The sequence below is a fragment of the Wocania arenilitoris genome (assembly GCF_021728535.1).
In the GTDB taxonomy this organism is placed as follows: Bacteria; Bacteroidota; Bacteroidia; order Flavobacteriales; family Flavobacteriaceae; genus Wocania_A; species Wocania_A arenilitoris.
Genome location: NZ_JAKKDU010000008.1, coordinates 78,478 through 100,090, shown reverse-complemented (window position 1 = coordinate 100,090; position 21,613 = coordinate 78,478). Strand labels below are relative to the sequence as shown.

21 protein-coding genes are annotated in these 21,613 nt (G+C 31.8%); 10 read left to right on the top strand and 11 right to left on the bottom strand.

Features of this window, described 5'->3' with window-relative positions:
- Nucleotides 1-20: 20 nt before the first annotated feature.
- Nucleotides 21-221, bottom strand: coding sequence for a dodecin family protein (locus tag L3X37_RS08230; protein ID WP_237239692.1), 201 nt, complete (start codon nucleotides 219-221; stop codon nucleotides 21-23).
- Between the two features lie 93 nt (nucleotides 222-314).
- Nucleotides 315-1,217, bottom strand: coding sequence for a NifU family protein (locus L3X37_RS08225; RefSeq protein WP_237239691.1), 903 nt, complete (start codon nucleotides 1,215-1,217; stop codon nucleotides 315-317).
- 138 nt (nucleotides 1,218-1,355) lie between these two features.
- On the opposite strand from L3X37_RS08225, the gene L3X37_RS08220 reads away from it, so the two are divergent.
- A complete protein-coding gene (locus tag L3X37_RS08220) occupies nucleotides 1,356-2,360 on the top strand; it encodes a PorP/SprF family type IX secretion system membrane protein (RefSeq protein ID WP_439654833.1) in 1,005 nt (334 codons plus the stop codon).
- A gap of 26 nt (nucleotides 2,361-2,386) precedes the next feature.
- Here the strand turns inward: L3X37_RS08220 and L3X37_RS08215 are convergent, their stop codons facing one another.
- On the bottom strand, nucleotides 2,387-3,547 hold the full coding sequence (locus L3X37_RS08215; protein WP_237239689.1) for a vWA domain-containing protein: 1,161 nt from the start codon (nucleotides 3,545-3,547) through the stop codon (nucleotides 2,387-2,389).
- Nucleotides 3,548-3,754: 207 nt separating this feature from the next.
- Here L3X37_RS08215 and L3X37_RS08210 point away from each other — a divergent pair, with 207 nt between their 5' ends.
- From L3X37_RS08210 to L3X37_RS08200, 3 genes are all read left to right on the top strand, one after another.
- Nucleotides 3,755-5,929, top strand: coding sequence for a histidine kinase (locus L3X37_RS08210; protein ID WP_237239688.1), 2,175 nt, complete (start codon nucleotides 3,755-3,757; stop codon nucleotides 5,927-5,929).
- Nucleotides 5,930-5,958: 29 nt separating this feature from the next.
- The gene (locus L3X37_RS08205) at nucleotides 5,959-6,693 is read left to right on the top strand and encodes a LytR/AlgR family response regulator transcription factor (protein WP_237239687.1); all 735 of its coding nucleotides are present in this window, start codon (nucleotides 5,959-5,961) and stop codon (nucleotides 6,691-6,693) included.
- Between the two features lie 136 nt (nucleotides 6,694-6,829).
- Entirely contained in the window at nucleotides 6,830-7,342 is a 513-nt protein-coding gene (locus L3X37_RS08200; RefSeq protein ID WP_237239686.1) for a gamma carbonic anhydrase family protein, read from the top strand.
- Between the two features lie 157 nt (nucleotides 7,343-7,499).
- Here L3X37_RS08200 and murI read toward each other — a convergent pair whose 3' ends face one another.
- From murI to L3X37_RS08160, 8 genes are all read right to left on the bottom strand, one after another.
- Nucleotides 7,500-8,282: a glutamate racemase gene (gene murI / locus L3X37_RS08195; protein WP_237239685.1), complete on the bottom strand. Its 783-nt coding sequence runs from the start codon at nucleotides 8,280-8,282 to the stop codon at nucleotides 7,500-7,502.
- An 87-nt stretch (nucleotides 8,283-8,369) separates the two neighbouring features.
- Nucleotides 8,370-8,876: an OmpH/Skp family outer membrane protein gene (locus L3X37_RS08190; RefSeq protein WP_237239684.1), complete on the bottom strand. Its 507-nt coding sequence runs from the start codon at nucleotides 8,874-8,876 to the stop codon at nucleotides 8,370-8,372.
- Between the two features lie 34 nt (nucleotides 8,877-8,910).
- Nucleotides 8,911-9,888, bottom strand: a complete 978-nt coding sequence (locus L3X37_RS08185; RefSeq protein WP_237239683.1) for an OmpH/Skp family outer membrane protein — start codon at nucleotides 9,886-9,888, stop codon at nucleotides 8,911-8,913.
- Nucleotides 9,889-10,174: 286 nt separating this feature from the next.
- Nucleotides 10,175-12,832: a BamA/OMP85 family outer membrane protein gene (locus tag L3X37_RS08180; protein WP_237239682.1), complete on the bottom strand. Its 2,658-nt coding sequence runs from the start codon at nucleotides 12,830-12,832 to the stop codon at nucleotides 10,175-10,177.
- A complete protein-coding gene (gene uppS, locus L3X37_RS08175) occupies nucleotides 12,804-13,544 on the bottom strand; it encodes an undecaprenyl pyrophosphate synthase (RefSeq protein ID WP_237239681.1) in 741 nt (246 codons plus the stop codon). Before uppS ends, L3X37_RS08180 begins: the two co-directional genes overlap by 29 nt.
- 1 nt (nucleotide 13,545) lies before the next feature.
- Nucleotides 13,546-14,235, bottom strand: coding sequence for a type IX secretion system protein PorG (gene porG / locus L3X37_RS08170; protein ID WP_237239680.1), 690 nt, complete (start codon nucleotides 14,233-14,235; stop codon nucleotides 13,546-13,548).
- A gap of 99 nt (nucleotides 14,236-14,334) precedes the next feature.
- On the bottom strand, nucleotides 14,335-15,219 hold the full coding sequence (locus L3X37_RS08165; RefSeq protein WP_237239679.1) for an NAD kinase: 885 nt from the start codon (nucleotides 15,217-15,219) through the stop codon (nucleotides 14,335-14,337).
- A gap of 5 nt (nucleotides 15,220-15,224) precedes the next feature.
- Complete coding sequence (locus L3X37_RS08160; RefSeq protein WP_237239678.1) at nucleotides 15,225-15,884, bottom strand: CBS domain-containing protein; 660 nt, start codon at nucleotides 15,882-15,884, stop codon at nucleotides 15,225-15,227.
- An 88-nt stretch (nucleotides 15,885-15,972) separates the two neighbouring features.
- Here L3X37_RS08160 and L3X37_RS08155 point away from each other — a divergent pair, with 88 nt between their 5' ends.
- The 6 genes from L3X37_RS08155 (at nucleotide 15,973) to clpX (ending at nucleotide 21,524) form a co-directional block, all read left to right on the top strand.
- Entirely contained in the window at nucleotides 15,973-16,686 is a 714-nt protein-coding gene (locus L3X37_RS08155) for a pyridoxine 5'-phosphate synthase (protein ID WP_237239677.1), read from the top strand.
- Between the two features lie 87 nt (nucleotides 16,687-16,773).
- The gene (locus L3X37_RS08150) at nucleotides 16,774-17,538 is read left to right on the top strand and encodes an alpha/beta fold hydrolase (protein WP_237239788.1); all 765 of its coding nucleotides are present in this window, start codon (nucleotides 16,774-16,776) and stop codon (nucleotides 17,536-17,538) included.
- Nucleotides 17,539-17,562: 24 nt separating this feature from the next.
- Nucleotides 17,563-17,916: a phage holin family protein gene (locus tag L3X37_RS08145; RefSeq protein ID WP_237239676.1), complete on the top strand. Its 354-nt coding sequence runs from the start codon at nucleotides 17,563-17,565 to the stop codon at nucleotides 17,914-17,916.
- A 198-nt stretch (nucleotides 17,917-18,114) separates the two neighbouring features.
- Nucleotides 18,115-19,443 (top strand): trigger factor, encoded by a 1,329-nt coding sequence (gene tig / locus L3X37_RS08140; RefSeq protein ID WP_237239675.1) that lies wholly within the window; start codon nucleotides 18,115-18,117, stop codon nucleotides 19,441-19,443.
- Nucleotides 19,444-19,541: 98 nt separating this feature from the next.
- Nucleotides 19,542-20,216 carry an ATP-dependent Clp endopeptidase proteolytic subunit ClpP gene (clpP, locus tag L3X37_RS08135; protein WP_136481577.1) on the top strand — a complete coding sequence of 225 codons (675 nt, stop codon included), beginning with the start codon at nucleotides 19,542-19,544 and terminating at the stop codon, nucleotides 20,214-20,216.
- A gap of 75 nt (nucleotides 20,217-20,291) precedes the next feature.
- Entirely contained in the window at nucleotides 20,292-21,524 is a 1,233-nt protein-coding gene (gene clpX, locus L3X37_RS08130) for an ATP-dependent Clp protease ATP-binding subunit ClpX (RefSeq protein ID WP_237239674.1), read from the top strand.
- Nucleotides 21,525-21,613: the final 89 nt, after the last annotated feature.

Genomic DNA, 21,613 nt, shown 5'->3' with positions numbered 1-21,613 from the left:
ATTATAAAATATAAGGGGATTTAGTTTACTTCAAAAGTAATTTTTAAATTCACTCTAAATTCTGTAACCTCGCCATCTTTTACAATCGCACTTTGGTCTTGCACGTATACTGAACGAATATTTTTTACACTTTTTGAAGCGTGTTTTACTGCTTTTTTAGTTGCGTCTTCCCAACTTTTCTCTGAGTTTGATAAAATCTCAATTACTTTTAATACTGCCATGGTTTATTTTTTTAAGATTATAATTAAATATTTGTTTTAAGATATTTGCTTTTTTGACACAAATAAACTTAAAAAGTCACTAATAAAACGAATTTATCCGTTAATAGCTTCAACCATTTCAACTTTTCCTGGAAGCATTTCTTTTAGCATGTTTTCTATACCGCTTTTTAATGTATAAGTTGATGATGGGCAACCACTACAAGCACCTTGAAGCATAACGCTTACGTTTTTACTATCAGCATCATACGAAATAAACTGAATATTTCCACCATCACTAGCAACAGCAGGTTTTACATACTCTTCAAGAATGTTTACAATTTGTTTAGAAGTATCATCTAGTTTTTCAAACTTACTATCTATCTGATTTGTTGATTTTTTTAAAGTTTCAGCAGCATTAGGTAGTACAATTTCTTTTCCGTTTTCAATATAACTTCTAATAAATTCACGAAGTTCTACCGTTATATCTTGCCATTCTGCCATATCGTTTTTGGTGATAGACACATAGTTCTCGTCAATAAAAACACTTTTAACAAACGGGAAATGAAATAATTGGGTTGCTAAAGGAGATAATTTAGCTTCATCAATTGAGGTGAATTCAAAAAGAGCGGTTACTATTTTTTTATTGGCTACAAACTTTATTACCGATGGATTTGGAGTACTTTCGGCATAAACTGTAACAGGTATTTTTTTAGGAGCATGGGTTTCTTCAATTACAACACCGCCATCATTTAAATAGGCTTCAATCTGTTCTGCAACTTCGTTTTGTACATCGCTCCACTCAACAATGTCGTAACGCTCAACAGCTATAAAATTACTAGACATGTATACCTTTTTAACAAACGGCAAATAAAATAGCTGCTGCGCTAAAGGTGATGGTTTAGCGTCGTCAATATTATTAAACTCGAAGCTTTGATGCTTGGTTATAAATTGATTGACTTCAAATTTTAATATGGCTTTATTTGTTGTTTCTTGCGCAGAAACCTTGAAATTGTTCATTTTAGCTAATTTTTTGTAAAAATACTAAAAGAAAACTAAGATATGCATATATTTGAGTTTTGTGTGTGTGTTTTTAATATGTATTTTTTTATAAAAAATACGTTTCAATTTAACCCAAACCTACTTAGTAAAAAGATTATGAAATTGAAAAATATCTTTATGATAGCCATTTGTGTTATGTTAACGCACAAAGCTACTTCGCAAGAGGGTTTACCTATATATACAGATTATTTGACCGATAACTACTATCTTATTCATCCATCTATGGCTGGTATTGCCAATTGCTCTAAGGTAAGATTAACATCGCGCCAGCAATGGTTTGGGCACGAAGATGCTCCAAGACTTACTACGCTAAGTTTAAATGGAAGAATTGGCGATACACCATCAGCAATAGGAGGTGTTTTGTTTACCGATAAAAACGGATACCATTCACAATCTGGGGCTTATGCTACTTATGCGCACCATTTGTTATTTTCTAGAAGCGAAGTAGATTTAAACATGTTATCTTTTGGAATAAGTGCAGGTTTTATTCAATATAAATTAGACGAAACAACCTTTTTATTTGATGGACCAGATCCTATAATTGATGGTATTGTACAAAACGAAACTAATTTTAATATCGACTTAGGGTTTTCATATCATTTTTTAGATTATTACGCACACGCTACGATAAAAAATGTTTTGAAAAATGCGGGTGTTAATAACGATGTAGAAATTACCAGTAACTTAAGACGCTATTTGTTTTCTGTTGGAGGTGTTTTTGGAAAATTAGGAAGTGAATGGAGCTACGAGCCTTCAATAATGTTTCAGTATAAAGATGGTACAAAAGAAGCTTCAATCGATATTAACGGAAAAGTTTACAAACAGATGGAATTTGGTAAACTTTGGGGAGGATTATCCTACCGACAAAGTTTTGATGGCGCAGAATATTTAATAAATAATAATACCGTAAGAAGTCAAAAACTACAACAATTTACACCTATTTTAGGTGTTGATTATAAGCAATTCATGTTTGCTTACACTTATACATATCAAAACAATTCGATTGTATTTACTAATGGAGGTTTTCATCAGTTAACATTAGGCTTAAACTTTGCTTGTAGAGAAAAGCGTTTTGAGTGTAAATGTCCTGCTGTAAATTAATAATTGTCATTACGATTTTTATACTTCTAATCCCAAGTGTACTTTTTCTTTTTAGCTTGTTCTTTAATAGATTTTGTCATAGCATTTTCTAGTCCATTTGAGTTTTCTTTTTTATGATCTAAAATGTAAAGTTTTCGTTTGTTATTTAATTCTTGAATTTGCTTTTTAATACTCTCGCGCTCTTTACGTTTTTTTGCAACATAAGCTTTTATTTCAGCTTCAGACTTACCTTTTAAAACGTCAGGTAATTGACTTTTTTTTAAATCATTATATTCAAAATCTTCTTCAGCTTCAGCGTCAACTAAATCCCAAGATTTGTTTTTATATAAATGTGAACTTTTACTCACTGTTCTGCTTACCGCATTGGCTTTACTGTAATTGTTTGCATTTGTATCTTGTAATGCCTGAAGTTCCATTTTTTTGCTTCCTACACTTCCATAATGTACATAGGTTTTATTTAGTTTTTTATTTAAAATTAAAATGTCATCATCGTAAGGCGATGCAATATGTACTGTCGCATTGTTCTGGTTTATTGCCATATAATCTCCATTAGTTAAACTTGCGCCATCTTTCCAAGATGTTGAAATGCCTTGTCTATAATCGCCACAAAAAATGGTGTTAATAGTAACATCTTTTTCTTTTGCACTAGCCGAGGCATCTTTGTAATTAACTTTACCTTGTGTAAAAGGCTCGTTACCTGCAACAAAAATAAGTTTTAAATCGTCTGGGTTATTACCCCATTTTAGTTGATTTAAAGATGTTTGAATGACCTGTCCACAATATTCTTCACCACCATTTGTAGTTAATGAGAATAATTCTTTAGAAATTTCATCAAGGTCTTCACTAAAGGTTAATACTTGCCTAATATAACCTTCGTCTCCATTTAAACGGTCGTTACCATATTCGTATAAAGCAATTTGTAAATTGGGTTTATTATTGCCACATTTTGCGTATGATAATTCGTTTACGATATCCCAAAGTTGTGCTTTAGCTTGGTCTATTAATCCGTCCATACTATTACTAGTATCAAGTAGTAGTGCTACTTTAATATATTGTTTATTTGGTTTGTGTGCTGTAAGTTGTTGTATCTGTGCAAAGTCTGTGTTAGTCTTTTTGTTGTTTGCATTACAAGTTGTAAAACTTATTAGCACTAAGCTAAAAAGGAATGTTTTAAAATGTGTTTTCATGATAATTTTGTTTTTTGATTAGCATAAAACTAAAAGCAATTTGTTTCTTAAAAAAGGCAAAATGAGTTAAGTGCCTTTTTAAATGAGTAAACGAAACATTTCAGTACGTAAAAGGCTCTTTTTCGTATTAAAAAGAAGTTAAATTGTAAAAACCGCATTTTATTATAACAAAGAAAGTGCGTAAGTTTAGCTATTATTAAGAGATTAATGAAGCTACTAGTTAAATATATTACGCTTTTATACCTTGTTTTTTCTACAAGTTTTGTGTTTGCTCAAGTAAACGAGGATGTTATCGATTCAGAAAAAAGGTTTACTATACGGGGATCTGTAATTGAAAGCAATACATATAAACCAATACCTGATGTGAATATTGAAGTTAGTGGTGGCGCATACACCACAACCGATGCTCTAGGTGAGTTTAGAATTGTAGCTAAAAGAGGCGATGAACTTATTGTAAGACATAAAGATTTTGAAACCGTTTATTACATTATTAAAAGTAGCGAACGGATTAAGGTTGAGGTAGAACCTAACAAGACGGATAATTTTAGAAGTCAAGCTTTAAAATCAAAAACCAGTACTAAAGTTTTTAAATCGCTTATTGATTCTGCTGAAGTGTATTTAAAAAAAGATGCAAAAAAAAGCATTCAATTTATTGCAGATGGATTAAAAGTTAGCAAATCAGTTAAAGAAAATGGTGAAGCTTACGAGGTTTTAGGCGATATTTATATGCACTGGAAACAGTACGATTTAGCGGTTTCTAACTACAGAATAAGTATTCAAAATAGACCAACTAATAGTGTTAAAATAAAATTGGCAAAAGCTTATCAGCTCAATAAAAATTATCAAGAAAGTCTTACTACGTATAACGACATTGATAAAAAGGAGCTTTCAAATTGGGAGTTAGTTACACTTTACGAAGGTATTGGCGATGTGCATCAAAATACAAAAAGTTTTGATGCTTCTATAGATGCTTATACAGAAGGCTTAAAAGTAGCTTCAAAACATTTGATAACACCAAAAATCACTGACTTAAATTCTAAGCTAGCCCAAGTGTTTGATGAAAAGGGTGAACCTGAAAAAGCTAAGGGGCGTTTTAATGAATCTTTGAGATTTGCTAGTACTCAAAATAAAAAAAGAGCAGTTGAAGAGAAATTAAAATTTGCTGAATTTCAAAACAATTTAAGTGATTATTCTAATGAAATTGAAATACGTAAACAAGCATTAGATGATATTAAAGAAATAGAAATAGATTCGGTTTTTGATAACGAAAGTCCTTTAACACCCCAAAAACAAAACTATAAAATAGGGAACGCTTATGCGCTGAAAAAAGATTTTGGTAATGCAATAACTTATCTAGAAAAAAGTATTGAAGAAGCAGACGATAAAGAAGATTTAATTGTTCAAAAAGATGCCACCAGAAAACTATCAGATGTATTTCGAGATGCCGGAGAATATGATAAAGCACGAATTACTTTTGACAATTATATAGAATTATTAGACAAAGTATACATAAAAAGAGAGCAAGAAATATCGCAAGCTGCTCGATTTAGCAAAGACATAATTAACAAACAAAACCGTATTTTAAGTTTAGAGAGCGACAGAGCATTATCAGAGAGTAAATACCAACTTAATATTGAACAAGCACGTACCCAAAAACTAATAATTTACTCGCTAATTGGTGGTGTATTATTGTTGTTAATTACCGCATTTATAATGTTTAAATACATAAAGCAGCAACGTTTAGCAAATAATTTATTGGCTTTAAGAACGCTGCGTAGCCAAATGAATCCGCATTTTATTTTTAATGCATTAAACTCTGTAAACAGTTTTATTGCTTCAAACGATGAGCGGACAGCAAATAAATACTTATCAGACTTTTCATTATTAATGCGTGCCGTTTTAGAAAATAGCGAAGAAGATTTTATTCCGTTAGAAAAGGAAATAGAACTTTTAGAATTATACACCAAATTAGAGCATTTTAGGTTTAAAGATAAGTTTGATTATAATATTACCGTTGATAAAAACATTAAAGTAAACGATTTTGTAATTCCACCAATGCTTTTACAACCTTACATTGAAAATGCAGTTTGGCACGGATTGAGATATAAGAAAACAAAAGGGCATTTAAACATTGAAATCACTCAAAATAAGCCTGATGAAATTAAAATTACCATTACCGATGATGGTATTGGAAGGCAAAAATCTAAAGCTTTAAAAACAGAGCATCAGCAAAAACAAAACTCAAAAGGTATGGGTAATATTAAAAAACGTGTATCTATTTTAAATAACATGTATAAAGATAAAGTAGATGTATTTATTGATAATTTTCAAGATGAAGAAGATACAGGAACTAAAGTAATTGTAACACTTAAAAAAGATTGAGTGCGTAATAAAAAATAAAGAATTTCAAAATGAAATTAACCTCAATAATAGTCGAAGACGAAGAAACCAGTAGGGAAATTCTAAAGAATTATCTAAAAAAATACTGTCCAAATGTTGATCTTGTAGGAGAGGCTGAAAATGTTGAAGAAGCCTTAATTTTAATTAGAAATAACAATTTAGATTTGGTATTTCTAGATGTAGAAATGCCTTATGGAAATGCTTTCGATTTGCTCGATAAAGTAGGCGATATTAATTTTGAAACGGTATTTGTAACCGCTTACAACCATTATGCAATGGATGCGCTTAATGCACATGCTTCATATTATTTAATGAAACCGATTTCTATTGATGAGCTTATCAAAGCAGTTGATTATGTTGCGAAAATAAGAACTAAAGAAAATGCCCTTCAAAACCAAGTGTTAATGCCAAAAACTAATGTTGTAAATGGTAAAATTACTATTCCGCAGCAAAATGGATTCGAGGTTATTAATACAGCAGATATTTTGTATTGTAAAGCTGATGATAATTACACCGAAATCTATCTTAACACCAATAAAAAGAAACTGGTGAGTAAAACTCTAAAATACTTTGAAGATATTTTGAAGGATACTAGTTTTGCTCGTGTGCATAAATCTTATTTAGTAAACGTAAACGAAGTGGTAAAATACCTAAAAGGTAAAGGCGGAAGTGTAGTACTTAGTAACGGAAAAGAAATTATGGTTTCGGCTTCAAAAAAATCAGATTTGTTATCATATTTCAAGTAGACCATCATTACGAAAGAGGTGCGACTAAAGTAATTTAAATTGAATTTAAGTAAATAAATAACATACAGATTGCTTCTTTTTACTCGCAATGACCGTCTAAAAACAACTAAACGAATTAACAAATAAACAATAACAAATGCCAATAATAAAGTCAGTAAATGGAAAATCTCCACAAATCCCAAACGATTGTTACATTGCCGAAAACGCCACTATAGTTGGCGATGTTGTAATAGGTAGTCAATGCAGTATTTGGTTTAGTGCTGTAATTCGTGGCGATGTACATTACATAAAAATGGGTAATAAAGTTAATGTGCAAGACGGGGCAGTTATACATGCTACGTATCAAAAATCACCAACAAATATTGGTAATAACGTATCTATAGGGCATAATGCCATAGTACATGGTTGTACTATTCATGATAATGTTTTGGTAGGCATGGGTAGTATTATTATGGACGATTGCATAGTAGAAAGTAACAGCATTATTGCAGCAGGTGCAGTTGTTACGCAAAACACAAGGGTAGAAGCGGGCAGTATTTATGCTGGTATTCCTGCAAAAAAAGTTAAAGATATTAGTCAAGAGCTTATTTCAGGAGAAATAGATCGCATTGCAAATAATTATATAAAGTATTCGGGGTGGTTTAAGTAATAGGGTGTTACCATAGGTTCGGGTTTTTGGCAGTCGTTTTTTTCTGTTGCATACCTCTGCCTGTCGGCAGACAGGTAAGACAAAGAGAGCTTCAACAAACTTGTGCTGAGCAAAGTCGAAGCATGTCTCAATCCCCTAACGTAAATTAGAGATTCAATTAAAAATCTAAATAATCTATTTGATGATATTTTTTATCTAAAACAGATTGCATCACATCGGGATTTCCATTAGTAAAAAACTGCAATTTGGGATTTGTATTTTGAGCATTTAGTAATCGATGTTTTGTTAAAACAGCTTTAGCTTGTCTAGCTACAGCTTCACCAGAATCTATAATTTTTACATGATTTGGTAGTAAATCAATAAGTAAAGGCATTAAATAAGGGTAATGGGTACAACCTAAAACCAAATAATCAATGTTAGCATCAATCATAGGGTTTAAATACAGTTTTAGTAACGCGGTCATTTCATCAGAATATAATTTTCCGCTTTCAATAAGCTCTACAATACCTTCTCCCACCTGTTCAACAACATTAATATTACTAGCAAATAACCCAGAAGTTTTAGAGAATAATGCACTACTTAAAGTCCCTTTAGTGGCTAAAATTCCAATAGCATTAGTTTTAGTTTGTAGAGCAGCAGGTTTTATTGCAGGTTCAATACCAATAAATGGTACTTTGTAAGTTTTGCGTAAATAATCTATAGCATTAGTTGTGGCCGTATTACAAGCCACAACAATAAGCTTACAGTTTTTGCTTAATAAAAGTTCTGTGTTTTTTATACTAAGTTTAACAATAATATCTTTCCCTTTTGGTCCAAAGGGAGCATTTTTACTATCAGCTAAATAAATCGTGTTTTCGTTAGGTAAAAGGCTATGGATTTCTTTCCATATAGACGTGCCGCCAACACCAGAATCGAAAATACCAATAGGAAGTTTACTCATGTGTATAAATTTAGGTAATTAAAATAAAAAAGCCACCTTAATTAAGGTAGCTTTTGAATTATTTTAATTATTAAAAAAGTAATATTTTTAAATACCTAACTCTTTTTTTACATCTGCAAGTAAGTCTTTGCCATTAGACAAAATAACCATACCTTGAGAAGAATCTAGTACATAATCAAACCCTTGAGCTTTACCTACCTTTAAAATAGCATCTTTAGCTTTTTTGGTTATTGGTTGTAATAACTCTAATTCTTTTTTCTGCATATCTTGTTGTGCTTGCCCTTGAAATTGGCGAATGTTTTGCTCCATAGCTCCTAATTCTTGAACTCTTTTGGCATTCTCTTCTTGAGTCTTGGTAGATTCTTCAGCTCCATATTGCTTAGATTTGTTTTGAAGCTCAGTCATCATTGCTTGCATATCTGTTTGATATGTTTTACCAAGTGTTTCAATTTGAGTTTGTGCCGCCTTCATTTCTGGCATGGCTTGAATTAATTCTGAGGTATTTATATGGGCAATTTTACTTTGTGCCTGTGCAAAACTAAGAGTCCCTATACATAATGCCGTTGCTAATAAAATAGTTTTAAATTGTTTCATTTTTAAATAGTATTAATGTGTTATAAATTATTTTTTAATTGTTTTTTATACTGTCTTTTGCCTTTTGGCGTTCTTCTAATATTTTTTTCTTTCTATCTTCTAAAGCTTTTTTTCGTTCTTCTCTTTCTTTTAATTTCTTTTGCCTGTTTTCTTCAATTAATTCTGCTTTAGTTTTTGTTTCTCCAGTTGTTGTTGTTCCATCTGCAGATGTTTTTGTTTCTGCTGCTTTGTTTTGCGCGTCTAACTTTTCTTGTTTAGCTTTAGCACGATCGTCTAATATTTTCTGGCGTCTATCTTTAGCTGCTTGAACTTTTGCTTCTCTGGCTGCTAACTTTTCTTGTCTCGCTTTTTCAACAGCACTTTCTCTAGCTGCTCTTTTTTCCTCTAATGCTTTTTGACGTTCTTCTAATTCTAAGTTCACTTCTGGAACTACATCTTCTTTTTCTGCTGCCTTTCGTTCTGCTTTTGTTTGTACTTGTTTACGTTTTGATGCTCTTTTGATGCTTCTTAAAATCTGCTCACTTAAATCGAATTGTTTTGCTGAATATAGCATAACAACATCGGCAGATTTATCAAATATAAAATCGTATTTTCTTGTCCCTGCTAAATCTTGAACTGCCGCAAAAATTTGATCTTGAATAGGCTGCATTAATTGTTTTTTCTGAATCGTTAAATCGCCATTTGGTCCAAAACGTTTTTGCTGGTAATCTAATACCTCTTGCTCTTCAAAAAAGATATCTTCTTCGCGTTCATTAATAAGTTCTTTAGTTAAAAGTGCTTTTTCGTTGCTTAAATCTTTTCGCTTTTGTTCAATAGTGCTTAACTTAACTTGAATTTCATTTTGCCATTTTTGAGCTTTTTCATCTAACTGCGATATGGCTTCTTGGTATTCAGGAACGTTCTCTAAAATATATTCTGTATCTATATAGGCAATTCTAACACCACGTTGTGCGTGTACAGATATACCTAATGTAAACATTACTAACAATAAAAAAAGAACTTTGTTTTGCATCTGTTTAATATTTTTTAATTTATTGGCTATAAATTCTAAAATAGACAGATGATTGTTTTTTTAAATTCTGTCATCTTTTTTGAATTGTCATTTCATCTGATAACTACTAGTTTTTTTAATTGTCAGATGTCATTCGCAAAATAAACATTTTCGTTGTTATGAAAAATTTTAGATTGCTCATTTCAAAATTAACGAATTTTAATCTGAAAAATTTCAATTCTTATTCAAATCATCAAATAGGTATTAGAAAATATCGTGCCAAAGTAAATTTTGTTATATCTATTTGTTAAAACTGTTGCCCAATAATAAAGTGTGTTTCCCAACCATTTTTAGCAGTTTGCCCTGGTATAGCATCAAATCCATATCCAAAATCAATACCTAATAAACCAAATGCAGGCATAAAAATTCTAACACCTAATCCAGCAGATCGTTTTATGTTAAATGGATTATAATCTCTAAAATTATTAAACGATGCACCCCCTTCTAAAAATCCTAATGCATATATTTTGGCCGAAGCTTTTAAAGTAATTGGGTAACGAAGCTCTAACGAAAACTTGTTGTAAATGGTACCACCGTCTTGAGATGGTCTTCCGTTATCATCTAAAGGGACTAAAGACTGATTTGGATATCCACGCAATTGTACAACCTCTCTACCGTCTAAGCTGAAGTTTCCTAGTCCGTCACCTCCAAGATAAAAACGTTCAAAAGGGATAACACCTCTATCATTATTATAAGCACCTAAAAACCCAAATTCTGTACTTGGTCTTAATACAAGGTCTTTTGCAATTTGAGCATACCAATCGGCCTTAAAGTTTATTTTATAAAATTCTAACCATTTGTAGCGTTCTTGATCTATTTCTGCTATTCTAGTAGATGCTTCATTTGCTCTTGTAGTTTGAGCTAGTGTAGGGTTAGGTGTGTTTCTTATGCTATTCAATAATGTTTCCTCACCGTCACGTTCATCTTTAAGCGCATCATAATCTACACCATTTACTACTGAATACGGAAAAGAAAATTTAGCTGTTGCAGAAAAGCTTGAACCTCCTGTTGGATAAATAGGGTCTATTCTAGTATCATTTCTGCTCAATCCAACCGTGTAAGATAAGTTATTTGAATACCCATCTCCAAATGTAAATAATCCTGTATTGTAATTATTTAAATCGTATCGCTGAAAACTTAGGGCTTGCGATAGAGTAAAATAGTCATCTGGAACCGTTAAACGCTTAGCTAAACCTACAGTAACACCTGTAATATTAAAACTTTGGCTTTTATCAGCTCGTCTTGTTAAAAAATTGTATTGAAATTGTTTAGAATGTGATAAAGAAACTGAAAATTGTACTGGTTTTTTACCTCCTAACCAAGGCTCAGAGAATGAAAAACTATAAGTTTGAAAAAACCTGCTAGATTGTAATCGTAAAGCTAATTTTTGTCCATCGCCCATTGGCACAGGTTTATAGGCTTCTTTTTTAAAGATATCTTTTATAGAAAAATTATTAAAAGAAAGTCCAAGCGTACCAATAAATCCACCACCACCATAACCACCTTGCAATTCTATTTGGCTAGACCCGGTTTCTTTAACAGAATATTCCATTTCTATAGTGCCTTCATTTGGGTTTGGATTATTAAAATTTGGTGAGATTTCTTGTGCATCAAAAAATCCTAATTGACCCAATTCTCTTACAGAACGCATCACATTTTCTTTGCTGTATAATTGCCCAGGTCGTGTACGCAACATTCTATAAACGACATGATCGTTGGTTTTATCGTTTCCAACAACCGATACTTTATTAAAATAAGCAGGTTTCCCTTCTACTATTCTAATTTCCATATCAATTACGTTGCCTTCAGCATCAACTTCAACTGGATTTATTGAAGAAAATAAATACCCACTATTTTGATATAGATTTGTAAGATCTATAGCATCAGGTTTTGAGTTGTCTGCAATACGCTCTTGTAATAAAATACCATTGTATGTTTCGCCTTTTTTAATGCGTAAATATCTGGTTAAAAACTCATTGCTGTAAACCGTGTTGCCAATAAAAGTAATGTCTCCAAAAGTGTATTGCTCACCTTCATTTACACTGATTTTAAGTGAAACAGTTTTATTGTCATCGTTAACAACTAAGCTGTCTGATAAGATACGGGCATCTCTATAACCGTTTTCTTTGTATTTATCTATAACTTTAGATAAATCTTCTTGATAGGCAGAATCTACAAATTTAGAGCGTTTTAATAAACGTAAGCGGTTTATTTTTTTTGTATTTTTCATGGCTTTTCTAAGTGTTTTATCACTTAAAATATCGTTGCCGCTAAATTCAATATTTTTAACCTTAACTTTTTCTCCTTTATCTATATTTATTACCATATTAACTCTTGCAGTTTCTACAGAGTCTTTTACATCAATGGTATTTATAAGTACTTTAGTATTGTAATAGCCTTCTTTTTTGTATTTTTTTGTTAAGAAGTTTTTAGTGGTTGTAAGAAGATTTTCGGTTACTTTAGTGCCTTTTTTTAGGTCAGTATCTTTAATAATCGCTTCTTTTTTACCTTTTTTAATACCATTAATTTTTAACTCGTTAAGTTGAGGTAAATCGGAGAGTTTAATTTCTAAATCGGCTGTATTGCCTTCAATTTTTGTGATGAATACTTCAATATCACTAAACAATTTATATCCCCAAAGTTTTTTAATGGCTTTACTAATGTCTTCTCCAGGAATGGTTATTTCTTTTCCTTTTCTTAAGCCTGAAGTTGTTATTATAGTCTGTTCACTAAAAGTAGTATTTCCAGAAACGGTTATATTTCCTAAGGTGTATTTTTTACCATTACTATACGGCAATTCTTGAGCTTGAATGCTAAAACTGTAAAATAACGTTACTATTAATAAGCAGTGTTTTAAAGTTGCCAAAGATAAAATATTAGCTAAGTTGTTCACTTGTTTTCCCAAATCGTCGTTCTCTTTTTTGATATTCAATAATAGCTTCGTACAAATGCTGCTTTGTAAAATCTGGCCAAAGCGTGCTAGTAAAGTACAATTCTGCATATGCAATTTGCCATAATAAAAAATTGCTTATGCGCTGTTCGCCACTAGTTCTAATAAGCAAATCTACGTCTGGCAAATTTTGCGTGTAAAGATGCTCATTTATAATTGATTCATCAATTTTTTTTGCCGAAATTATATTATTTTTAACTTTAATACTAATCTCTTTAACAGTATTTAGGATTTCTTCCCTAGAACCATAGCTTAAAGCTAGGGTTAAAGTCATTCTATTATTAGCTTTAGTGCTTTCTATCACCTCATGTAATTCTTTATAAACTTTTTTTGGTAAGGTTTTTAAATTACCAATGGCTGAAAGTTTTATATTATTATCTTGAAGTGTATTAATTTCTTTTTTTAATGAAGACACCAAAAGTTTCATTAAAGTTTGTACTTCTAGTTTTGGTCTATTCCAGTTTTCTGTAGAAAACGCATAAAGTGTTAAGTTTTTTATACCTATTTCGGCTGATGCTTCAACAACTTCACGAACCGCTTTTGTGCCATTTTCATGTCCAAATGCGCGCAGCATACCTTTTTGTTTTGCCCAACGCCCGTTACCATCCATAATAATGGCAATGTGCTTTGGAAGCATTTTAGTTAGTATGTTTGCTTTTAAACTCATTTTAATCTGTAGGGCAATAACAAGGGTTTAATCCAAAAGTATAAGTTAGTGTTATTCCTGAAAACACATACCAGTCGTTATTATTAATATTGCCAAATCTATATTGTTGATTTGCTAACCTATCAGGTATACTGCCATCAATTTCATCTGAAAATGTGTAACGTGCTCCAACTTCAATACCTAAAATAATGTTACCTAAAAGGTTAGCTTTTACACCTAAAGCCATAGGAATTCCGTAAGCCCAACTATTATTGTTTTCTGAGGTTTGTACACCATTAAAAAAATAATAATTGTCATGGTTTGCAACACTTATACCTGAATATAGGTAAGGCGTTGCAATTTTTACACCGGTATGTAAATCAAAGTCGAAAAAAGTAAACTCTATACCTGCCGAAAATTCTAATAAGTTTGAATCAAAACTGTACCCTCTTTGTATGCGTCTTGGGTCATCTGAGTCGATATCGTTAGCTTTTAAATCTGAATATATTATCGATGCTCTCCAAGAATGTCTCGGACTAGCATTCCATTTATATATTAATCCTAAAGTAGGGCTGTTTGGTGCGATGTAGTTTGTAGCACCTACATCTCCAATAAAATTACTGCCACCAACAAAAACACCAATTTCGTTAATTTGCGAATGGCTTAATTGGAGACTTAAAATACTTAATATCAGTACTATTAAATGCTTCATAGATATTCAAAAGTTTGCAAATATAATAAATAAGATTAGCCTAATATAATTTAGGGTAAATTGTATTAGTGTTAAACAGATTTTCTTTTGAAATATTGCCTAATTACGCTTGTCTTCACCCCAAAGTAGTTTTTTACGGAGTGTGGTTAAAAAGCTTTCATTTAATAGGTCTATCATTTTAATTTTAAATGGTGCTTTTTTAATTTTTATTAGAGTGCCATTGTCTAACGTAGCAATTCTTGAGTCTAGTGATACTAAATGTTGTTCTTCTCTTCCGTTAACGCGTAATTGTATTTCAGTAGTATCAGGAATTACTAATGGGCGCGCACTTAAATTATGTGGAGCAATTGGTGTTAAAACAAAGCTATTTGTGCCTGGTGTAATAACGGGCCCGCCACAACTTAAAGAATACCCTGTAGAACCTGTTGGTGTTGAAACTATTAAGCCATCGCTCCAATAGGATGTTAAGTATTCTCCATCAAGGTGTGTATCAACGGTAATCATCGATGTGGTATTTTTTCTGCTTACAGCAATTTCATTTAAAGCAAAATTGAGAGAGGTAATGTCTTTGTTTTCTGGAGTGGTTTCAATGGCAAGTAAACTGCGATCAGAGATTTTATATTTGCCATCAATAATATCTTGTATGGCACTTTCAATACCATCTACTTGAATAGTTGCTAAGAATCCTAACCTGCCTGTATTAATACCAATTATAGGAATGCCTAAATTTTGTACAAAAGTAATGGCCCTTAAAATAGTACCATCTCCACCAACACTAACCAATAAATCAAATGAGGTGTCTAAAGTGTCAAATGTTTTAAAAGATGAATAGTCTTTTTTGTTTGGTTCTTTACTTTTTATAAGGTTGTAAAATTCTGTTTCTATATAGGCGTCAAAGTCCTTTTTTAACAGATAATTAAACAATGTTTCAACCGAAACGGTAGTACGTTCATTATAAAATCGACCAAAAACCGCAACCTTCATATGATTTAAATATTTAAATATTTTCTTAAATAATCCGATCGCTCTTTAAGACTCTCGTTGTAACTATCTTCTTCGTGTCCAGACACAATATTGTAGCTATATCTCCGAAAGGTTTGAATAATATCATTAAGACTCGAATTGCCTATTTTAAGCGTAATTTGAACCACATCATTTTTAATTTTAGAAACAAATGCGCCTAAAAGTTTACCATTGTTAGACTCCACAATTTGACTTATTTCGCTAAATGAATAATCGATTAAGCCTTTTTCAATTACTAAAATACCTCCAGCTTCAAAAAAGAAAGGTGTTTCATTAAAAAGACCAATAACATCATTTAATTCGTAATAGCCTAAATACACATTTTTAGCATTTAAAACAGGCATAATATTAGCGTTGTTTTTAGCAAAAGCTTCTAAAACATCCAGCCATATTGTAGTGTCTCTAACATAAAAATCTTCAATGGCGTATAGGTATTCGTTTAATGCTTTATCGCCATCAAAACAGTGCGCATCGGTTTCAGAAAAACTTCCTAAATAGGTGTTGTTTTCATCTTTAACTGGGATGTGGGAATAGGTTAACTGATTAAATAACAACTGCAAATCACTTATTTTGCTGTTGTTATTTAATGGCTTTATGTCATTTATAATAAATTCAGATAACCTCATTGTTTAGTTTTAAAGCGTATGCAAATTAATCAAAAAAATAGTATATAAGCTTCTTCTACTTTGTATTTTTGTTTTTTAAAATTGAGAGATGACAAAATTAAGTGTAAATATTAATAAAATTGCCACCTTAAGAAATTCTCGAGGTGGCAATATGCCAAATGTTGTAAAGTTTGCTAAAGATGCGCAACGTTTTGGTGCAGAAGGGATAACCGTTCACCCAAGACCAGACGAGCGCCATATTAGATACCAAGACGCACGCGATTTAAAACCTGAAGTTTATACCGAGTATAATATTGAAGGCAATCCTATTAAATCTTTTGTAAACTTGGTTTTAGAAGTTAAGCCAACACAGGTTACTTTGGTGCCCGATGCTGTTGATGCTATTACTAGTAATGCAGGGTGGGATACTATAAAACATAAAGATTTTTTAGTAGATGTAATCAAAGAGTTTAAAAACAATAATATAAGGACATCTATTTTTGTTGATCCTGTTTTAAAGCAAATTGAAGGTGCTAAAGCAACAGGAACTGATAGAATAGAATTGTATACTGAAGCTTTTGCTCATCAATTTAATTTAGGAAATAAAGATGCGATAAAGCCTTATGCTGAATCTGCAGAATTAGCTAATAAATTAAATTTGGGTATTAACGCAGGACACGATTTATCGTTAGATAATATCAAATTTTTTAAAGATAATATTCCAAAATTGTTAGAGGTTTCAATAGGGCATGCACTTATTTCAGAAAGTTTGTATTTAGGTGTTGAAAACGTGATACAAATGTATTTGCGGAAGTTGGAATAAAAGCGTTTACTTAGAGACTGAGGTTCTCGAAGTCACCGGCTAAAATTAAAAAATGTGGCTTCGAGAGCCTCAGCCACCAATAGAGATATGTTATTACATTCAAACATTTTAGGAAAAGGGCAACCATTTGTTATTCTACATGGTTTTTTAGGCATGAGCGATAACTGGAAAACGCATGGTAAAAACCTGAGTGAACAAGGTTTCGAGGTACATTTAATCGACCAACGAAATCATGGACGCAGTTTTTGGAGCAATACCTTTAATTATGAAGCTTTAGCTGAAGACCTAAAACATTATTGCGACAAACATCATTTAAAAGATATTGTTTTGTTAGGACATTCTATGGGTGGAAAAACAGCCATGTTGTTTGCAACGCAGTATCCAGATTTGGTTTCCAAATTATTGGTAGCCGATATTTCACCTCGATTTTACCCGATTCATCATGATACTATTTTAAATGGGTTAAGTAAATTAGATTTTGATATTATTAAAAGTAGAGGTGAAGCCGATAAATCTTTAAGCGAATACGTATCAGATTTTGGGACACGTCAATTTTTACTTAAAAACCTATACTGGATTGAAAAAGGAAAACTAGCATTACGAGTAAATTTAGAAGTCTTAAAAGAAGAGGTAGCCGAAGTTGGCGAAGCACTACCAAGCTATTCAAGGTTTGAAAAAGCCACTTTGTTTTTACGTGGCGATCGCTCAGAATATATTAGTATTGATGATGAGCGCATAATTACAAACCACTTCCCTAAGGCAAAAATAGTTACTATTGCAAATGCTGGACATTGGTTGCATGCCGAAAACCCTAAAGATTTTTTTGAGGCTGTAATGCAATTTATTTTGTAAATTTAGTAAAATTTTAAAAAAACTATGAAACTCATAATCAAACTCCTATTAAATGCTGTTGCAGTATTTGTAATATCCTATTTGTTAAGAAATAATGGCGTTGAGTTAGATAATTATTTAACCGCTATTATTGTAGCCGTAGTATTATCTGTGTTAAATCTATTTGTAAAACCCATTTTAGTTATTTTAACGCTGCCAATAACCATTGTTACATTAGGTTTGTTTTTACTAATAATTAATGCCATAATAATTTTGTTAGCCGATAAATTAATCGATGGGTTTTCAGTAAGTAGTATCTGGATTGCTGTGTTATTCAGTATCCTACTTTCGGTATTGCAATCTATCCTGCATTCGCTCTTAAAAGAAGATAAAAAATAGTCTGAAATTCAGCATATTAAAAACTTTGTCGAGACGTAAAAATGTATTACTTTTGCATCCCAATTTTAGTTGCAAAAACTCTACGAGGTTTTGACTCGCAGTAACGATTGAAATTGTCATTCCCGATATCTCGGGAATCTTTATGTTTAAGAAAACTGTTTGTTAAATTCCCTGTAAAAGGGTTTCAGATTTATAAAAATGAATATTACAAGAGAAAACGTTGATGCATTAAATGCGGTAGTAAAAGTAGATATTGCTAAAGAAGATTATAGCGATAAAGTTGAAAAAATCTTAACAGATTATCGCAAAACCGCAAACATTCCTGGGTTTAGAAAGGGCCATGTGCCAATGGGTATGGTTAAAAAACAATACGGAAAAGCGGTTTTGGTTGATGAGGTAAATAAACTTTTACAAGATGCATTAAACAAATACTTAACTGAAGAAAAGTTAGATGTTTTAGGGCAGCCATTACCAAAAAAACAAGATGATATTGATTGGGATGCCGAAGGGTTTTCTTTTGAATTCGAATTAGGTTTAGCACCAGAATTTGAAGTAAACTTAAAAAGTAAAAAGGCTATTACGCAATATAATATTGTTGCTGATGATAAAATGATTGATGAGCAAATTGAACGTATCCAGAAACAATACGGGAAATTAGTATCTCAAGACACTGTTGAAAAAGACAGCGAAATCACTGGAACATACACTAACGAAGAAAAAGAGATTGATAACACCGTAACTTTAACTTTAGATAAATTTAAAGGAAAAGCAACCCCTAAACAATTTATTGGGGCAAAAGCAGGCGATGTTATTGTTTTAAAAACAAAAGGATTGTACGATGATGAGCATGAGTTAATGCATGCTTTAAAGTTAGGACATGATGAAGTTCATGGGTTAAATATTGAAGTGTCTTTTACCATTACAGAAATTAATAAACGCGAATTAGCAGATTTAGATCAAGATTTATTTGATAAGCTTTTTGGACCAAAAGCAGTTACTTCTGTTACTGAATTGAAAGCTAAAATAAAAGAAGATGCCGAAAAGCAATTTGTTCAACAGTCTGATCAAAAGCTATTAAATGATGTTACTGAGTATTTAGTTGAAAACACAAAATTTCATTTGCCAGCAGAATTTTTAACAAAATGGATGCAAACTGCAGGTGAAAAAGAAATGGATGAAGCTCAAGCTAAAGAAGAATACGAGAAATCTGAAAAAAGTTTACGCTACCAATTAATTGAAGGTAAACTAATTGAAGAAAACGACATAAAAGTTACTATGGATGATATTAAAAATCATGCCAGAGAAATGATAAAGGGGCAAATGGCTCAGTTTGGTCAAATGAATCCTTCTGATAAAGAGTTGGACGATATTGCTGCGCGTGTATTATCAAATCAAGACGAAGCACGTCGTATTTCAGAACAACTAGTAAGTCAAAAACTATTATCGCTTTACAAAGAAAAAGCAAACGTAAAAGTAAAAGAATTGACTTACGAAAAATTTGTAAAAGAAGTATACGGAGATAAATAATTCGTTTCTCTTATAAAAGAATAATTGCTTATATTTAAGCGCTTAAATCTAAATACGGTTTAAGCGCTTTTTTATTCAAAATAAATCACAAAATAAATATGGATTACGCAAAAGAGTTTGAAAAATTCGCGATAAAAGATCAAGGCATTAGCAGTACATATTACAACAAAATTATTAGTAGTATGTACCCAACAAATCTCACTCCAAATATTATTGAAGAACGTCAAATGAATATTGCTGTTTTTGATGTATTTTCTCGATTAATGATGGACAGAATTATATTTCTTGGAACTGGAATTAATGATCAGGTTGCAAATATTGTTCAAGCACAATTATTATTTTTAGAAAGCACTGATGCTTCAAAAGATATTCAGATTTACATCAACTCACCAGGTGGTAGTGTCTATGCTGGTTTAGGTATTTACGACACCATGCAGTTTATAAAACCAGATGTAGCAACTATTTGTACAGGTATGGCAGCATCTATGGGAGCTGTTTTATTATGTGCTGGTGAAAAAGGAAAGCGCAGTGGGTTAACACATTCTCGTGTTATGATACATCAACCATTAGGTGGTGCGCAAGGTCAGGCTAGTGATATTGAAATTACTGCAAGAGAAATACTAATTTTAAAAGAAGAACTTTACAAAATTATTAGTAAGCATTCGGGTCAAGATTACGACAAAGTATATGCCGATAGTGATAGAGATTATTGGATGAAAGCCGATAAGGCTAAGGAATATGGTATGATTGACGAGATTTTAGCTCGTAATTAAATAAAATTTTGTAATTTTATAAGATTGTTATAGAGGGATTTATAAGAATTCTTATCTTCTTAAATATATAGATTAATGGCAAAGGAAGAATTAGAGTGTTCGTTTTGTGGTCGAAAAAAACCTGAAACGAATTTGTTAATAGCTGGATTAGACGCACATATCTGTGATCGCTGTATTGAGCAAGCACATGGTATTGTAATAGAAGAATCTAAGCAAACCGATGGTAATGACTTATCTGCTGAATTGAAGCTTAGAAAGCCTCAGCAAATCAAAGAATTTCTTAATGAATATATAATTGGGCAAGACATGACTAAAAAGGTAATGTCTGTAGCCGTTTATAATCATTATAAAAGATTGTTGCAGCCGTCAACAAATGACGATATCGAGATTCAAAAATCAAATATCATTATGGTTGGGCAAACAGGAACAGGTAAAACCTTAATGGCAAAAACGATTGCTAGAATGCTTAATGTACCTTTAGCTATTGTAGACGCAACGGTTTTAACCGAAGCAGGATATGTTGGCGAAGATGTAGAAAGTATTTTAACACGTTTATTACAAGCAGCAGATTATAATTTAGAAAAAGCAGAAAAAGGCATTGTTTTTATTGATGAAATTGATAAAATTGCACGCAAAAGTGATAATCCGTCTATTACTCGAGATGTTTCTGGCGAAGGCGTACAACAAGCTTTATTAAAACTTTTAGAAGGTACTGTTGTTAATGTTCCGCCAAAAGGAGGAAGAAAGCACCCAGATCAAAAATTTATAGAAGTTAATACCGAAAACATTTTATTTATAGCCGGTGGTGCTTTTGATGGTATTGAGCGCGTTATTTCTAAACGATTAAATATGCAAGCCGTTGGGTATAGTGCTTCTATGTCTGACGATGTGGTTGATCAGGATAATTTATTACAGTATATTATCCCCAAAGATTTAAAAGATTTTGGTTTAATTCCAGAAATTATTGGGCGACTTCCTGTATTAACTTATATGGATCCATTAGATGCTAAAACATTAAGAGCTATTCTTACGGAGCCTAAAAATGCCATCATTAAACAATACAAAAAGTTGTTTTCTATGGATAAAATTGAATTCTCTATTACAGATGGAGCTCTAGATTTTATAGTAGGTAAAGCCATTGAGTATAAACTCGGCGCTAGAGGATTACGTTCTTTATGCGAGGAAATATTAACAGATGCTATGTTTGAATTACCTAGTAGTAATGAAAAGAAGCTAAATGTCACCAAAATGTATGCTGAAAGCAAATTAACTAAAACCACAATAAAGAAACTTAAAGCAGTTTCTTAAGTAGAGAATTTGGAGAATATTAAAAATAAAAAACCACGCTAATTAGTGTGGTTTTTTATGTGGATGCATAGATGTTCACAATATTTATT

Bases quoted from the DNA above. Each gene is read 5' to 3' on its own strand.
- L3X37_RS08160 (WP_237239678.1), bottom strand. From the start codon at position 15,884: ATGAGGTTATCTGAATTTATTATAAATGACATAAAGCCATTAAATAAC.
- uppS (WP_237239681.1), bottom strand. From the start codon at position 13,544: ATGAGTTTAAAAGCAAACATACTAACTAAAATGCTTCCAAAGCACATT.
- L3X37_RS08210 (WP_237239688.1), top strand. From the start codon at position 3,755: ATGAAGCTACTAGTTAAATATATTACGCTTTTATACCTTGTTTTTTCT.
- L3X37_RS08145 (WP_237239676.1), top strand. From the start codon at position 17,563: ATGAAACTCATAATCAAACTCCTATTAAATGCTGTTGCAGTATTTGTA.
- L3X37_RS08185 (WP_237239683.1), bottom strand. From the start codon at position 9,888: ATGCAAAACAAAGTTCTTTTTTTATTGTTAGTAATGTTTACATTAGGT.
- tig (WP_237239675.1), top strand. From the start codon at position 18,115: ATGAATATTACAAGAGAAAACGTTGATGCATTAAATGCGGTAGTAAAA.
- L3X37_RS08205 (WP_237239687.1), top strand. From the start codon at position 5,959: ATGAAATTAACCTCAATAATAGTCGAAGACGAAGAAACCAGTAGGGAA.
- L3X37_RS08155 (WP_237239677.1), top strand. From the start codon at position 15,973: ATGACAAAATTAAGTGTAAATATTAATAAAATTGCCACCTTAAGAAAT.
- L3X37_RS08190 (WP_237239684.1), bottom strand. From the start codon at position 8,876: ATGAAACAATTTAAAACTATTTTATTAGCAACGGCATTATGTATAGGG.
- porG (WP_237239680.1), bottom strand. From the start codon at position 14,235: ATGAAGCATTTAATAGTACTGATATTAAGTATTTTAAGTCTCCAATTA.
- L3X37_RS08230 (WP_237239692.1), bottom strand. From the start codon at position 221: ATGGCAGTATTAAAAGTAATTGAGATTTTATCAAACTCAGAGAAAAGT.
- L3X37_RS08215 (WP_237239689.1), bottom strand. From the start codon at position 3,547: ATGAAAACACATTTTAAAACATTCCTTTTTAGCTTAGTGCTAATAAGT.
- clpX (WP_237239674.1), top strand. From the start codon at position 20,292: ATGGCAAAGGAAGAATTAGAGTGTTCGTTTTGTGGTCGAAAAAAACCT.
- L3X37_RS08200 (WP_237239686.1), top strand. From the start codon at position 6,830: ATGCCAATAATAAAGTCAGTAAATGGAAAATCTCCACAAATCCCAAAC.
- clpP (WP_136481577.1), top strand. From the start codon at position 19,542: ATGGATTACGCAAAAGAGTTTGAAAAATTCGCGATAAAAGATCAAGGC.
- L3X37_RS08150 (WP_237239788.1), top strand. From the start codon at position 16,774: ATGTTATTACATTCAAACATTTTAGGAAAAGGGCAACCATTTGTTATT.
- L3X37_RS08225 (WP_237239691.1), bottom strand. From the start codon at position 1,217: ATGAACAATTTCAAGGTTTCTGCGCAAGAAACAACAAATAAAGCCATA.
- L3X37_RS08220 (WP_439654833.1), top strand. From the start codon at position 1,356: ATGAAATTGAAAAATATCTTTATGATAGCCATTTGTGTTATGTTAACG.
- L3X37_RS08165 (WP_237239679.1), bottom strand. From the start codon at position 15,219: ATGAAGGTTGCGGTTTTTGGTCGATTTTATAATGAACGTACTACCGTT.
- murI (WP_237239685.1), bottom strand. From the start codon at position 8,282: ATGAGTAAACTTCCTATTGGTATTTTCGATTCTGGTGTTGGCGGCACG.